This window comes from Stenotrophomonas sp. NY11291 (assembly GCF_023277365.1).
In the GTDB taxonomy this organism is placed as follows: Bacteria; Pseudomonadota; Gammaproteobacteria; order Xanthomonadales; family Xanthomonadaceae; genus Stenotrophomonas; species Stenotrophomonas geniculata.
The window spans coordinates 1516236-1530320 of sequence record NZ_CP096975.1 but is presented as its reverse complement, the minus strand read 5'-3'; the positions used below and the strand labels follow the sequence as shown (position 1 = coordinate 1530320).

The following is a 14085-nucleotide window of genomic DNA, read 5'->3' as shown; positions in this document are numbered from 1 at the left end:
GCAGGCATACCGGGCACAGGTGTTGACACCCCCGTCACAACACCCCATAATCTCGCTCCTCGACGCCCAGGTGGCGGAATTGGTAGACGCACTAGTTTCAGGTACTAGCGGGTAAAACCGTGGAGGTTCGAGTCCTCTCCTGGGCACCACGTCGAGAATGAGAAAAACCCGCGAAAGCGGGTTTTTTCATGCCCGGAATCCGGCATTGCGGCCACCGGCATCAGAACAGCGGCCGCAACACCAGCTCCAGCCCAAGCAGCAGCAGGAACCCGAGGAAACAGGCGCGGAACACCCGTGCGCTGATGCGCTGCCGGATCACCTGCCCCAGCCACATGCCCAGCAATGCCGGCAGCACCGCCAACGCACTCAGCCCCAGCTGCTGGATGCCGAATGCGCCATGCAGCACCAGGCCGGTGGTCAGCGAAATCGTCGACACAGTGAAGGCCAGCCCCAACGCCTGCACCAGCTCCTCGCGCTGCAATCCCAGCAACTGCAGATACGGTACCGCCGGCATCACGAACACGCCGGTGGCGCCGGTCACCACGCCCGACAATGCCCCCACCAGCGGCCCCAGCCAACGCTCGCGCCGCTGCGGCACGCGAAACACCGGTGCAAGCAGGGCATAGACGGCATAGACCACCAGCGCCACTCCCAGCGCAACGCGCGACCAGGTGCGATCGACCCGCACCAGAAGCGCCGCCGAACCCAGTGTCACCGCCACCACCGCCAGCATCATCGGCCACAGGCGCCGCACGATGGGGCCCAGCGACGGCCCGGACAACAGCTGCCACGCGTTGGTGACAAAGGTGGGGATGAACAGCATCGATGCCGCCGCCACCGGCGACAACGCGCCACCGAGCAGCCCCATCGCCACCGTCGGCAACCCCATGCCGGTCACGCCCTTGACCACGCCAGCCAGCACGAACACCACCACCAGCAGCGCGTAGAAGTACATCGATTCATTCATGCCTTCATTGGATCGGGCCGTCGCCCGGCGCACAATGCGGTCTTCCCGGCCCACCCTTCGGCTGATCCGAAGGCTCGGGCGTTGCGATGAGGGCATGACATGCGGATGGATATCGCCGACCTGCGCCTGTTCCTGGCGATTGCCGAGGCGGGCAGCATCACGGCCGGCGCGGCGCAGGCGAACCTGGCCCTGGCCTCGGCCAGCGAACGCCTGCGCACGATCGAAGCCGATGCCGGCACCGTGCTGCTGAACCGCCATCCGCGTGGCGTCAGCCTGACTGAAGCCGGCGCCGCCCTCGCCCACCATGCACGCCTGATCCTGCAGCAGCAGGCGCAGCTGCGCGGCGAACTGCAGGCATTCGCGCATGGCGCGCGCGGTACCCTGCATCTGTATGCCAATACCGCTGCGCTGACCAACTACCTGCCCTCGCGGCTGGCACCGTGGCTGGCCGAACGCCCACGCCTGCACGTGGAACTGCTGGAGCGCACCAGCCCCGAAGTCGTGCGTGCGATCAGCGCTGGCCAGGCCGAGGCCGGCATCATCAGTGATGCGGTCGACGCTGCCGGCCTGCAGCAGCATGTGGTGGCCGAAGATCCACTGGTGATGCTGCTGCCCGCAGACCATCGCCTCGCATCGCGGCGCAGCCTGGCCTTCGCCGATGTTGCCGGCGAGACTTTCGTCGCCCTGGCCGATGGCAATGCACTGCAGACCTACATCGAGGACCAGGCACGCGACATCGGGCGGCGCCTGGATGTGCGCATCCGCATGAAGACCTTCGAAGGGGTGTGCATCATGGTCGGCCACGACATTGGTATCGGCATCGTGCCGCGGACCATCGCCCGCCAGCATCGGCGCAGCACGCATACCGTCGCCGTACCGCTCGCCGATGCGTGGGCACAGCGCCGCCTGTGCGCCTGTTTTGCCGAGTGGGCGCAGTTGTCATCGGCAATGCGCAGCCTGCTGCTTCACCTGGGCGTGCAGCCGCAGAAAAAGCTGTGAAATGTTGTTGACACATCCTCTGCCGTACCGCACAATTCGTCTCCTGAGTCGCCCAGGTGGCGGAATTGGTAGACGCACTAGTTTCAGGTACTAGCGGGTAAAACCGTGGAGGTTCGAGTCCTCTCCTGGGCACCACGACTCAAGATGATCAAACCCGCGAAAGCGGGTTTTTTCGTTTCCGGGGTTTGGCGAGCGTGGCATCGCATCTACCGCTCGAACTGTCGTATCTCGCACCACCCAGGCGTCACCCGCTGATGCATACCTCCTCCCAGCGCGTCGTCACCAAACCCTGAACGGCTTTCTTCTGGGTCGCATTTCACATTGCGCGTTCAATTCGTAATTTTCCTAGTCGGAGATCTACCCGATTCCTTTTCGGTGGAAGGCAGATTTACGGGAGCCGGTTGCAGGTCTATCGCCACGACCTGACCAGCGCCCCCTTTTCCCCAAAGGACGCCCCAATGCAGCGCAGCATCATCTGCCCTCACTGCCACACCGGCTCGAACCACGGCGTACGCGTATGCGTGGGATGCCAGGCCGAGGTCCACTACGGCGCATCGAAGGAGGCCGTAATGTTCGTCTTTGTCGCCGCCATCATCTGCGGCGCACTGGTCGGCAGCCGATTGCAGGCCACTGCCGGCTGGATCACGTGCGGCGCCGTACTTGTGGCGGGAATGTGGGCCATTTCCCGATTGTTCCGTGATCGGGTGGTGTTCAAGCGCATCTATCGCACGCGCTGAACCTGCGCCGCTGCACTCCCCCAACGGCAGGGCCCGTGCGACCCGCGTTGCACAAACAAAAACCCCGCCTTGCGGCGGGGTCAAAATACAGCACGTGTTTCCAGGGAGTTTTCAGTGCCCGCCGCCGGCGGCCGCACCTGCGCCTGCGCCGAACGGCGGTTTGGCCAGCCACAGGAACGCGATGATCGCCAGGAAGATCCAGCCCAGCAGGAAGAAGATGTCGTTGAAGCCCATCTGCGATGCCTGGTGGTTGATCATGTTGTTCAGTACCGCGGCACCATGTTGCAGGTCGCCCTGCCCCATCGCCGTCACCTGGTCCTGCATGCCCGGCTGATAGACCGAGATGTGCTCGGTCAGGTCAGCATGGTGCACCTGGGTGCGCCGCGCCCACAGCCACGTCGTCAGCGACGCCGCGAAACTGCCGCCCAGCGTACGCAGGAAGGTGGCCAGGCCGGAGCCCGCCGCGATCTCGCGCCCATCCAGGTCCGACAGCAGGATCTGCAGCACCGGCATGAAGAACAGCGCGACGCCGATGCCCATGATCAACTGCACGCCGGCCACGTGGGTGTAGTCCACCTGCAGGTTGAAGTTCGAACGCAGGAAACTGGTCATCGACAACACGATGAACGCGACCGTGGCCAGCATTCGCATGTCGAAGCGCGATGCGTACTTGCCCACGAACGGGGTCATGATCACCGGCAGGATGCCGATCGGCGCCGTCGCCAGGCCCGCCCAGATCGCGGTGTAACCCATGTCACGCTGCAGCCACTGCGGAATCAGCAGGGCCACGCTGAAGAACGCCGCGTACGCCACCACCATCGCCAGCGTACCGGCGCGGAAGTTGCGATGCCGGAACAGCTTCAGGTCGACGATCGGATCCTTGTCGGTCAGTTCCCAGATCAGGAACACCGTCAGCGTGACCACAGCCACACACGCCAGCACCACGATCTTCATCGACGAGAACCAGTCCTCGTCATTGCCCAGGTCGAGCACCAGCTGCAGCGCACCGACACCGATCACCAGGGTGACCAGGCCGACATAGTCCATCTTCGGCTTCTCGATGTGCTCCGGGCGCCCCTTCAACTGGTTGCCCACCACCAGCGCGGCAAAGATGCCCAGCGGCACATTGATCAGGAAGATCCATTCCCAGCTGTAGTTGTCGGTGATCCAGCCACCGAGGATGGGGCCGCAGATCGGCGCAACCACCGTGATCATCGCCAGCAGCGCCAATGCCTGCCCACGTTTCTCACGCGGGTAGATCGAGACCAGCAGCGACTGCGTGATCGGATACATCGGGCCGGCCACGAAGCCCTGCAGCGCACGCGACAGCACCAGCATGCCCATGCTCTGCGCCAGGCCGCACAGCAGCGAGGTGATGACAAAGGCCAGCGTGGCCCAGACGAACAGCTTGCGTTCGCCGAAACGGCGGCTGAGCCAGCCGGTCAGCGGCAGCGCGATGGCCGTGCTGACCGCAAACGAGGTGATGACCCAGGTCGCCTGCTGCGAACTGGCACCGAGATTGCCGGCGATGGTCGGCAGCGAGACGTTGGCGATGGTGGTGTCGAGCACCTGCATGAACGAGGCCATCGCCAGGCCGACGGTACACAGGGCGACGCTGGGCGGCAGGAACCCGGAGGCCGCACCCGGCGCCGCCGGTGCACCCGGAGCGCCGGGCGCGCCGGGCGCGGCTGGAGCTTGTGCGGACATGGCGACCTCAGCCCACCTTCGCCTGCTGCTGCGGCAGGTTGCCCTGGATGATCGTATGGATCACCTCGTCGGCATCATGCAGCTGCTTGGCATACACGTCGGTGTCGAACACCGTGCCCTTGGCCGCAGTGCTCGGCAGCACTTCGCCCTTCTGGTCGCGCAGGCTCACTTCAGCCTTCATCGACAGGCCGATGCGCAGCGGGTGTTCGGCCAGCTGCTTGGCATCGATGGCGATGCGGACCGGCACGCGCTGCACGATCTTGATCCAGTTGCCGCTGGCGTTCTGCGCCGGCAGCAGCGAGAACGCCGAGCCGGTGCCCAGGCCCAGGCTCTGGACGCGACCCTTGTACTTCACGTCACCGGCGTACAGGTCCGACTTCAGCTCCACTTCCTGGCCCAGGCGCATGTGGCGCAGCTGGGTTTCCTTGAAGTTGGCCTCGACCCACATCTGCTCGGTCGGCACTACCGCCATCAGCGCGTTGCCCGGCTGCACGCGCTGGCCGACCTGCACCGAACGACGGGCAACGTAGCCGGTGACCGGCGCGACGATGCCGGCGCGGGCGTTGTTGAGGAAGGCCTGGCGCAGCTGCGCGGCGGCCGCCTGCACGTCTGGCTGGGTGGCGATCACGGTGTCGTCGACCAGCGCGCGGTTGCGCTCGACGGTCTCGCGCGAACCGGCCACGGCGGCTTCGGCAGCGGCCAGCTCGTCACGCGCATGGGCCAGTTCTTCATTGGAAATGGCGCCGGTGGCGGCCAGATCCTTGCGGCGAGCGAAATCTTCGCGCACGCGCTTCAGGGTCACCTGGCGCGCGTTCAGGTCCGCCTGCGCACCTTCCACGCTGCGGTACAGGCCACGGGTCTGGCGCACGGTCTTGGCCAGGTTGGCTTCGGCCTGCTGCAGCGCCACCGACGTGTCGGACGGGTCCAGCTGCACCAGCAGCTGGCCGCGCTCCACGCGCATGCCGTCATCGGCGTTGATGGCGACCACGGTACCGGCCACCAGCGGGGTGATCTGTACCTGGTTGCCCTGCACGTAGGCGTCGTCGGTCTCTTCGAACCAACGGCCGAACATGAAGTACCACAATGCCAGTGCGGCAAGCAGCAGCACGACGATCACGAACAGGCCGCGCAGCAGGTTGCCGCGGCGGTTGGAGGCGGCCGGGGCCGCGGTGTCTTGGGTCTGGCTCATGGCGGAAGTCTTCAGGAATGCGAGGAATCGGAATGGGAGGCGATCGGTGCGCGGTCGGCGTCAGCGGGCTGGAAACCACCGCCCAGCGCCTTGCTCAGGCGCACCGAGGTCTGCACCTGCTGCGACTGCAGGCCGGCCAGCTGCTGCTGCGACTGCAACAGCGTGGACTGCGCGGTCAGCACGTCCAGGTAGCTGCCGATGCCGGCGCGGTAGCGCTGCTGGGCCAGGTCGAAGGCCGAGCGTGCGGTGTCCACGGCCTGCTGCTGCGAATGCGCCTGCTGCGCCAGCGAGCGCACCGCGTTGACCTGGTCGGCCACATCGCGCAGCGCGTCCAGCACGGCCTGGTTGTAGTTGGCCACCGCCAGGTCGTACTGCGCATCGGTGTTGGCCAGGTTGGCGCGCAGCTTGCCGCCTTCGAAGATCGGCAGGCTCAGCGCCGGGCCGATGTAGGCGAAGGTGGAACTGCTCTTCAGCAGGTCACCCACGTTCGGGGCGACCACGCCGGCCAGCGCGGTCAGGTTGAAGCTCGGGTAGAACTTGGTCTTTGCCACCTTGATCTGCTTGTCGGCCGCTTCCACGCGCCAGCGCGCGGCGACGATGTCGGGGCGACGGCCGAGCAGTTCGCTGGGCAGCACGCCCGGCAGCTGCAGCGCCACCGGGTTCAGCGGCTGCGGGCGCTGGATCGACAGGCCACGGTCCGGGCCCTTGCCAACCAGCGCGGCCAGTGCGGTGCGGGCCGCGTCGATGCGCTGCTGTGCGGCCTGCACCTGCTGCTGCGCGGCCGGTACCCGGGCCTCCGCCTGGCGCACCTGCAGGTCGCTGTCGATGCCGGCGCTGCGGCGCTGGCGGGTCAGCTCCAGCGATTTCTGCGAGCGGGCCAGTTCTTCTTCGGCCACATCATTGAGCTGCCACGCATAGGCGAGGTCGGCATAAGCCTGGGTGATGCCAGTGGACAGGCTCAGGCGTGCGGCCTGCGCCTCGACGGTGGCGGCATGCGCACCGTCCACGGCGGCTTCCCAGGCAGCGCGCTTGCCGCCCCACAGGTCCACGCCGTAGCTGAAGTCGAAGGCGACCTGGCTGCTGCCGCCGTAGCGACCGCCCATCTCGCTGCCGACCATCGACTCAGGCAGGCGCAGGCCGGTGTAGCCACCGGACACCGACAGGCTCGGCAGTTCGTCGGCACGTGCGGTGCCGACCTGGGCCTGGGCCTGGCGCAGACGCGCGTCGGCGGCGTCCAGGCTCGGGTGGCCGGCCAGGCCCTCGGCAACCAGCGCGTCCAGCTGCGCATCGCCCAGCGCCTTCCACCAGTCCCGCGCCGGGAAGCCGGTGGCGCTCAGGTCGGTGTCGGCCAAGGTGCGTTCGCTGTGCAGGCTGTCCACGTCAAGCACGTGGCCCTGCGGGTTGAGGCCACGACTGCTGGCGCAGGCGGCCAGGGCCAGGGCCAGCGCTGACACCAGCAGCGCGCGCCCGGACCGGCGGAGAGTGGAATGCGGGATCGGGTTCATGGGGTCGTCAGGGAATCGCGGATTCGGGTAAGGAGGGACAGCAGCAGCGTGCGCTCGTCGGCGGAAAGATCACGCAGGGCGTAATCCATCACCGCGTCGCCACGCAGCTTCAGCCGCGCCCACAGCGCGCGGCCTTCATCGGTCAGTACGATCTGCAGCGCCCGCCGATCCTGCGCATGCGGCTCGCGGCGGACGCAGCCCAGCGCCTCCAGCTTGTCCAACAGGCGGGTCACCGCACTGGGCACCTGGTCGATGGCCTGGGCCAGCTCGTTGGCCGTGCACGGGGCCATGTTGGAAAGCACCTTCAACCCGATGTAGTGGGTGAAACCGATACCCAGGTCTTCTTCAGCCATGGATGCGTCGAGTTGACGGACCAGGCCGTCGCGCACCTGGCGCAGCAGCAGGCCGAAGCTGGGGGGAGTGGTTGCAGGACAGATCATGGGGGAGCATTCTCTTCCAAAAAAAATATTTCTCAATGGAAATATTCGATCTGGCATCGAATGCTGTGTTGCAGCAGTGGGCTGGATCAATGAAGGCGCCTACCTTAATGATCTGGTCAGGTGGCCCGGTAGTACAATTCAGCCAATGGATGACACATTTCAGCCAGCGGATATGATGAACAAGGCAGAAATTCCCCCTTCCAAGCGCCTGCTCAGGGATGACGCACTGGACTGGTTCGAGCGCAATGACGGGCCACCGGCTGTCGCCTTCCGCTTCGACAGCCCGCAGGGATTGGTCCGAGAAGTGGATTGGCATCATCACCAGCGCGCGCAGCTGATCTGCGTGGAGCGCGGCCTGTTGACCACCCGGACCTCGCACGGGACATGGTCACTGGCGCCGGGCTCGGCCGGCTGGATGCCGCCGCTGGAGCCGCATACGGTCACCCTCGACGGCCCGCTGCGCGGCTGGGGCATGGCACTGGCCGCGCCGGCCTGCGCCACCCTGCCTGCCGATCCCTGCGTGCTGGGCCTGTCCAAGCTGGCGCAGGCGCTGGCCGATCGCATCTGCGAATGGCCGCTGGGCTATGACACCACGCCCGAGCGCCAGCACATCATCGAGGTGCTGCTGGACGAGATCCGCACCGCGCCGCGCCAGCGCATGCATCTACCGATGCCGCACGACCGGCGCCTGCTGAAGATCGCCTCGCAGCTGCTGGCCGACCCCTCTGACGAGCGCAGCCTGGCCGAATGGGCGCATTGGGCCGGCCTGTCGCCGCGCAGCCTGACCCGTCACTTCCGCGACGAGACCACGCTCAGCTTCGCCCAGTGGCGGCAGCAGGCCCGCTTGTCCGAAGCCCTGCGCCAGCTGACCGACGGCCGCAGCGTGGCCGACATCGCCCACGCGCTGGGCTTCAGCAGCGCCAGCGCCTTCGTCACCGTGTTCCGCCGCCACTTCGGGCTGCCGCCGGGGCGCTACCTGGCACGGGCCGGCCACGGCCTGGAAACCGGGCTGGACCCTGCACGCGGCTTGGCATCCCCCGCCGCATCCGGATAATCACAGGATTGCGAGCGGCGACGCCGTCGCCGCCTCCTGACAACAGGTAACAACGCCGCATGACCGAACTTGCCCGCCCCGTGTTCCACGGATTCGAACAACTGCCGCTGCGCGAGTACGCCGAACGCGCCTACCTCGACTACTCGATGTACGTGGTCCTGGACCGCGCCCTCCCGTTCATCGGCGACGGCCTGAAGCCGGTGCAGCGCCGCATCATCTATTCGATGAGCGAGCTGGGCCTGAACGCCGCGTCCAAGCCGAAGAAGTCCGCGCGCACCGTCGGCGACGTCATCGGTAAGTACCACCCGCACGGCGACAGCGCGTGCTACGAAGCGCTGGTGCTGATGGCCCAGCCGTTCTCGTACCGCTACCCACTGATCGAGGGCCAGGGCAACTTCGGCTCCAGCGACGACCCGAAGTCGTTCGCGGCGATGCGTTACACCGAATCCAAGCTGACCCCGATCGCCGAAGTGCTGCTGGGCGAACTGGGCCAGGGCACCACCGACTGGGCACCGAACTTCGACGGCACCCTGCAGGAACCGACCTGGATGCCGGCGCGGCTGCCGCACCTGCTGCTGAACGGCACCACCGGCATCGCCGTGGGCATGGCCACCGACGTGCCGCCGCACAATCTCAACGAGATCGTCAGCGCGCTGCTGCACCTGCTGGACAACCCCGATGCCAGCGTGCGCGACCTGTGCGAGCACGTGCAGGGCCCGGACTATCCGTCCAGCGCCGAGATCATCACCGCGGCCAATGACCTGCGCAACATCTACGAGACCGGCAACGGCAGCGTGCGCGCACGTGCGACCTTCACCAAGGAAGCGCACAACATCGTGGTCACCGCGCTGCCGTTCCAGGTGTCGCCGTCGAAGGTGATCGAGCAGATCGCCGCACAGATGCGCGCCAAGAAGCTGCCGTGGCTGGAAGACATCCGCGATGAGTCCGACCATGCCAACCCGGTGCGCGTGGTGCTGGTGCCGCGTTCCAACCGTGTCGACGCCGAGCAGCTGATGGGCCACCTGTTCGCCACCACGGACCTGGAACGCAGCTACCGCGTCAACCTCAATGTGATCGGGCTGGACGGCCGTCCGCAGGTGAAGAACCTGAAGATGCTGCTCAGCGAATGGCTGACCTTCCGCAGCAACACCGTCACCCGCCGCCTGCAGCACCGCCTGCAGAAGGTCGAGCGCCGCCTGCACCTGTTGGAAGGCCTGCTGGTCGCCTTCCTCAACCTGGACGAGGTGATCCACATCATCCGTACCGAAGACGAGCCGAAGGCCGCGCTGATCGCGCGCTTCGGCCTGTCCGAGGAACAGGCCGAGTACATCCTGGAAACCAAGTTGAAGCAGCTGGCCCGCCTGGAGGAAATGAAAATCCGCGGCGAGCAGGATGAACTGGCCAAGGAGCGCGAGAAGATCCTCGGCATCCTCGACAGCAAGGCCAAGCTGAAGAAGCTGATCCGCGATGAACTGACCGCCGACGCCAAGAAGTTCGGCGACGCACGCCGTTCGCCGCTGGTGCAGCGCCAGGCCGCACAGGCCATCGACGAGACCGAGCTGGTGCCGAGCGAGCCGATGACCGTGGTGCTGTCGGAGAAGGGCTGGATCCGTGCCGCCAAGGGCCACGACGTCGATGCGTCCGCCCTCTCCTACCGCGACGGCGACGGGCTGCAGGGCGCGGTGCGTGCGCGCAGCACGCAGCAGGTCGCGTTCCTCGACAGCGAAGGCCGCGCCTACTCGACGCCGGTGCACACCCTGCCCTCCGCACGTGGCAATGGCGAACCGCTGACTGGCCGCTTCTCGCCGGCAGCGGGTACCAGCTTCGTGACCCTGGCCAGTGCCGAGCCGGACACCCGCTTCGTGCTGGCCTCCAGTCATGGCTATGGCTTCGTCACCCGCTTCGAGAACCTGATCGGTCGCAACAAGGCCGGCAAGGCGATGCTGAACCTGTCCGCAGGTTCGTCGGTGCTGACCCCGTCGGTGGTCGCCAATGTCGCCACCGATCGCATCGTGGCAGTGACCAGCTCCGGCAACCTGCTGGCGATCGCCGCCAACGACCTTCCGGAACTGGACAAGGGCAAGGGCAACAAGATCATCGAGATCCCGAAGGCCAAGCTCGCCACTGAACGCGTCGTCGCCATCGTGGCGATCAGCCCGGGGCAGACCCTGCAGGTGCGCAGCGGCCAGCGCACCATGGGCCTGAAGTTCAACGAGCTGGATGCCTACCTCGGCGCCCGCGCCACCCGCGGCCACCTGCTGCCGCGCGGCTGGCAGAAGGTGGAAGGGTTGTCGGTGGAGTAAGGCGCCCGCCTGGTGGGTGTCAACCTCGGTTGACACGCCTTGCCTGACGTCAGACACGAAAAAGCCGGGGCATTCCCCGGCTTTTTCGTTGTCGGCTGGCGGGCGGTGGAGCAGCTGGCTGGCGAAAGCTGGCTGGCGGTGCTCCGGTGCTGGCGGGCGACAGAACTTTGTAGGGTCGAGCCATGCTCGACTCGGATCCAACAGCAGCCGAGCATGGCTCGGCTCTACAGAGAGCGACGTCGGCTCAGTGCGCCGGGGCGCCGTTGCCGTCGATCTTGCTCAGCTGGTACAGCTCCAGGCCGATGCGCTTGATCAGGCCCAACTGCTGCTCCAGCCACCAGGCGTGGTCTTCCTCAGTGTCCTTCAGCTGCGCCAGCAGGATGTCGCGGCTCACGTAGTCGCCGTTCTCTTCGCACAGCTTCATGCCGGCGGCGAGATTGTTCCGAACCGCGTATTCAGTGTCGAGATCCTTCTGCAGCATCTCTTCCACGGTCTTGCCCGGCTCGGTGGCATGCGGGCGCATGTCCGGGTCGCCACCGAGGAACAGGATCCGGCGCAGCAGCGCATCGGCGTGCTGGGTTTCCTCTTCCATCTCGTGGTTCAGGCGTTCGTACAGCGCGAACAGGCCCTGGTCCTCGTAGCGGCGGGAATGGATGAAGTACTGGTCGCGGGCTGCAAGCTCGCCGCGCAGCAGTTCCTTCAGGCAGGCGATGACGTCCGGGTTGCCTTTCATGGGGGGCTCCTGTGAATCGATGTGACATAGGGTGCCGCATTTCAAAATACGGTGATCTAATCGGAATCAGTCGCAGTTGCGCCTGCGGCTACAATCGGCCCACGAGTTCGGAAAGGACGTGCGATGCGACGTACATGGCGTTGGGTGCTGGGCGTGTTGATCGCCATCGTGCTGGTCACCGCACTGGTCCTGTGGCTGCTGCTGCGCGGCAGCCTGGCCGATCTGGACGGCGAGCATGCGCTGCCGGGGCTGGCCAAGCCGGTCACCATCGAGCGCGATGCGCTGGGCGTGGTCACCATCACTGCGGGCAGCCAGGCCGACGCGATGCGCGCATTGGGCCGCGTGCATGCGCAGGAACGTTACTTCGAGATGGACCTGATGCGCCGCAGCGCCGCCGGTGAGCTGTCGGCGCTGTTCGGACCGAAGGCCATCGACGCCGACAAACGCATGCGCGTGCATCGGCTGCGCGCGCGCACCGAGGCGAACCTGCAGGCCGCGCTGGGCGACAACGGCGCGGCCGTGCGTGCCTACGTCGACGGTGTCAACGAAGGGCTGGCCGGCCTTTCCGTGCGGCCGTGGGCGTACCTGCTGCTGCGGCAGTCACCGCAACCGTGGCAGGTCAGCGACAGCGTGCTGACCGGTCTGGCCATGTACGCCGACCTGCAGGATCCGAACAACCAGACCGAGCTTGCGCTCAGCCGCATCCGCGCAGTGGTGCCGCCCGCGCTGTACGCGCTGATCGCCCACGACGGCACCGAATGGGATGCACCGCTGTTCGGCGAACCGACCGGCAACGCCACGCTCCCCGATGCCAGCCAGCTGGATCTGCGCACGTTGAAGGGGACGCCAGGCACCGGGCAGGAAGAGGCCGATGTCATCGGCAGCAACAACTTCGCGGTGGCCGGTGCACTCACCGCCGACGGTCGCGCGATCGTCGCCGACGACATGCACCTGGGCCTGCGCGCGCCCGGCCTGTGGTTCCGTGTGCGCCTGCGCTATCCCGACCCGCAGGCCGCGGGCGGCCAGGTCGACGTCACCGGCTTCTCGCTGCCCGGCCTGCCGGCGGTGATCGTCGGCAGCAACGGGCACGTGGCCTGGGGCTTCACCAACAGTTACATCGATACCGCCGATTACCGCACTGAACCGGCCAACGCCGCCGTGACCGTGCATGAAGAACGCATCGCCGTGGCTGGCCAGGCCGACGTGCTGTTCCCGGTGCGCGAAACCGCCTGGGGCCCGATCCTGCATACCCATGCCGATGGCAGTGGCGATGCGCTGCGCTGGGTCGCCCACCTGCCCGGCGCGGTGCGCCTGGACTTCGGTGACCTGGCCCGTGCCGGTGACCTGGACGGTGCCCTGCAGTTCGCCGACCACGCCGGCATCCCCGCGCAGAACCTGGTGGTCGGCGACCGCAGCGGACGCATCGCCTGGCGGCTGATCGGCGCCCGCCCGGATCGTGGTCCGGGCTGTGCACCGGCCGGCTTCACCGCCGCCAGCAACCAGGACTGCGCGCCATGGCCAATCCGCAGCGATGCCTCACCGGCATTGATCGATCCCCCCAACCATCGCCTGTGGACCGCCAACGGTCGCGTCCTCGACGGCGAGGCGCTGGCTACCGTCGGCAACGCTGGCTATGACCTTGGCGCGCGCGCGCGGCAGATCCGCGACCTGCTGGCGATCCAGGAGCGCTTCGACGAACACGACCTGCTGGCGATCCAGCTCGACGACCGCGCCGTGTTCCTGCAGCGCTGGTGGGCACTGCTGCATGACGTCATCGAAGGCAGTGACGATCCTGCGCTGAAGCGGTTGAAGTCCGTCAGCCACCAGTGGGGCGGCCGGGCCTCGGCCAGCTCGGTCAGCTACCGGGTGGTGCGCGCGTTCCGCACGCAGGTGATGGATACCTTGTCCGATGCACTGCTGGCCCCGGCCAACGCGCAGCTGGGCGATGACTATCTGGATCCGCGCCTGGCGCAGCTGGAAGGTGTGGCCTGGCCGATGCTGCAGCAACGCCCCGCCAACCTGTTGCCACCGGCCTACGACAGCTGGGACACGCTGCTGCTTGATGCCGCACGCCGCACCGAGAGCGAGCTGGCCAAGCAGGGCCCGCTGGCCAAGCGCACCTGGGGCGAACGCAACACCGCGGCGCTCTGCCACCCGATCGCACGGGCGTTGCCCGAGGTTGCCAAGCGCTGGCTGTGCATGCCCGCCGACCAGCTGCCCGGCGACCGTGATATGCCGCGGGTGCAGACGCCGAACTTCGGCGCCTCCGAGCGCATGGTGGTCTCGCCCGGCCACGAGGCCGACGGCATCGTGCACATGCCCGGCGGCCAGAGCGGGCACCCGCTGTCGCCGTACTGGGGCGCCGGCCACGAAGACTGGGTGCATGGGCGGCCGACGCCGTTCCTGCCCGGCAAGGCGCAGCACACGATGACGCTGGTGCCAGCGCGCTGA

At 67.0% G+C, this 14085-nt stretch carries 11 protein-coding genes and 2 tRNA genes; 7 read left to right on the top strand and 6 right to left on the bottom strand.

Going from position 1 to position 14085, the window contains the following annotated elements; genetic code table 11:
- The first annotated feature begins 64 nt into the window (after nt 1–64).
- Nucleotides 65–149 (top strand) — tRNA-Leu (locus M1L61_RS07115).
- 71 nt (nt 150–220) lie between these two features.
- Here the strand turns inward: M1L61_RS07115 and M1L61_RS07110 are convergent.
- Entirely contained in the window at nt 221–967 is a 747-nt protein-coding gene (locus tag M1L61_RS07110) for a sulfite exporter TauE/SafE family protein (protein ID WP_248854500.1), read from the bottom strand.
- A 99-nt stretch (nt 968–1066) separates the two neighbouring features.
- On the opposite strand from M1L61_RS07110, the gene M1L61_RS07105 reads away from it, so the two are divergent.
- The 3 genes from M1L61_RS07105 (at nt 1067) to M1L61_RS07095 (ending at nt 2703) form a co-directional block, all read left to right on the top strand.
- Nucleotides 1067–1966 (top strand): LysR family transcriptional regulator, encoded by a 900-nt coding sequence (locus tag M1L61_RS07105; protein ID WP_029380078.1) that lies wholly within the window; start codon nt 1067–1069, stop codon nt 1964–1966.
- A gap of 50 nt (nt 1967–2016) precedes the next feature.
- Nucleotides 2017–2101, top strand: a tRNA-Leu gene (locus M1L61_RS07100).
- 323 nt (nt 2102–2424) lie between these two features.
- Nucleotides 2425–2703 carry a hypothetical protein gene (locus tag M1L61_RS07095; protein WP_010486261.1) on the top strand — a complete coding sequence of 93 codons (279 nt, stop codon included), beginning with the start codon at nt 2425–2427 and terminating at the stop codon, nt 2701–2703.
- Between the two features lie 111 nt (nt 2704–2814).
- On the opposite strand, the gene emrB is transcribed toward M1L61_RS07095, so the two are convergent.
- The 4 genes from emrB to emrR are packed head-to-tail and all read right to left on the bottom strand — an operon-like array spanning nt 2815 to nt 7544.
- Entirely contained in the window at nt 2815–4410 is a 1596-nt protein-coding gene (emrB, locus tag M1L61_RS07090) for a multidrug efflux MFS transporter permease subunit EmrB (protein ID WP_248854499.1), read from the bottom strand.
- A 7-nt stretch (nt 4411–4417) separates the two neighbouring features.
- On the bottom strand, nt 4418–5599 hold the full coding sequence (gene emrA, locus M1L61_RS07085) for a multidrug efflux MFS transporter periplasmic adaptor subunit EmrA (protein ID WP_010486273.1): 1182 nt from the start codon (nt 5597–5599) through the stop codon (nt 4418–4420).
- Between the two features lie 11 nt (nt 5600–5610).
- Complete coding sequence (gene emrC / locus M1L61_RS07080) at nt 5611–7104, bottom strand: multidrug efflux transporter outer membrane subunit EmrC (RefSeq protein WP_248854498.1); 1494 nt, start codon at nt 7102–7104, stop codon at nt 5611–5613.
- The gene (gene emrR, locus M1L61_RS07075; RefSeq protein ID WP_005415875.1) at nt 7101–7544 is read right to left on the bottom strand and encodes a multidrug efflux system transcriptional regulator EmrR; all 444 of its coding nucleotides are present in this window, start codon (nt 7542–7544) and stop codon (nt 7101–7103) included. Before emrR ends, emrC begins: the two co-directional genes overlap by 4 nt.
- Nucleotides 7545–7716: 172 nt before the next feature.
- Between emrR and M1L61_RS07070 the strand changes: the two genes are divergently transcribed.
- A complete protein-coding gene (locus M1L61_RS07070) occupies nt 7717–8598 on the top strand; it encodes a helix-turn-helix transcriptional regulator (RefSeq protein WP_010486276.1) in 882 nt (293 codons plus the stop codon).
- 59 nt (nt 8599–8657) lie between these two features.
- On the top strand, nt 8658–10901 hold the full coding sequence (gene parC, locus M1L61_RS07065; protein WP_057502320.1) for a DNA topoisomerase IV subunit A: 2244 nt from the start codon (nt 8658–8660) through the stop codon (nt 10899–10901).
- Nucleotides 10902–11145: 244 nt separating this feature from the next.
- Here parC and bfr read toward each other — a convergent pair whose 3' ends face one another.
- Nucleotides 11146–11634 (bottom strand): bacterioferritin, encoded by a 489-nt coding sequence (gene bfr / locus M1L61_RS07060; RefSeq protein ID WP_010486279.1) that lies wholly within the window; start codon nt 11632–11634, stop codon nt 11146–11148.
- A 123-nt stretch (nt 11635–11757) separates the two neighbouring features.
- On the opposite strand from bfr, the gene M1L61_RS07055 reads away from it, so the two are divergent.
- Nucleotides 11758–14085, top strand: coding sequence for a penicillin acylase family protein (locus M1L61_RS07055; protein ID WP_019336955.1), 2328 nt, complete (start codon nt 11758–11760; stop codon nt 14083–14085).

Excerpts from the sequence above, each read along its gene's own strand:
- M1L61_RS07110 (WP_248854500.1), bottom strand. The coding sequence starts at position 967 with ATGAATGAATCGATGTACTTCTACGCGCTGCTGGTGGTGGTGTTCGTG.
- M1L61_RS07105 (WP_029380078.1), top strand. The coding sequence starts at position 1,067 with ATGCGGATGGATATCGCCGACCTGCGCCTGTTCCTGGCGATTGCCGAG.
- M1L61_RS07095 (WP_010486261.1), top strand. The coding sequence starts at position 2,425 with ATGCAGCGCAGCATCATCTGCCCTCACTGCCACACCGGCTCGAACCAC.
- emrB (WP_248854499.1), bottom strand. The coding sequence starts at position 4,410 with ATGTCCGCACAAGCTCCAGCCGCGCCCGGCGCGCCCGGCGCTCCGGGT.
- emrA (WP_010486273.1), bottom strand. The coding sequence starts at position 5,599 with ATGAGCCAGACCCAAGACACCGCGGCCCCGGCCGCCTCCAACCGCCGC.
- emrC (WP_248854498.1), bottom strand. The coding sequence starts at position 7,104 with ATGAACCCGATCCCGCATTCCACTCTCCGCCGGTCCGGGCGCGCGCTG.
- emrR (WP_005415875.1), bottom strand. The coding sequence starts at position 7,544 with ATGATCTGTCCTGCAACCACTCCCCCCAGCTTCGGCCTGCTGCTGCGC.
- M1L61_RS07070 (WP_010486276.1), top strand. The coding sequence starts at position 7,717 with ATGATGAACAAGGCAGAAATTCCCCCTTCCAAGCGCCTGCTCAGGGAT.
- parC (WP_057502320.1), top strand. The coding sequence starts at position 8,658 with ATGACCGAACTTGCCCGCCCCGTGTTCCACGGATTCGAACAACTGCCG.
- bfr (WP_010486279.1), bottom strand. The coding sequence starts at position 11,634 with ATGAAAGGCAACCCGGACGTCATCGCCTGCCTGAAGGAACTGCTGCGC.
- M1L61_RS07055 (WP_019336955.1), top strand. The coding sequence starts at position 11,758 with ATGCGACGTACATGGCGTTGGGTGCTGGGCGTGTTGATCGCCATCGTG.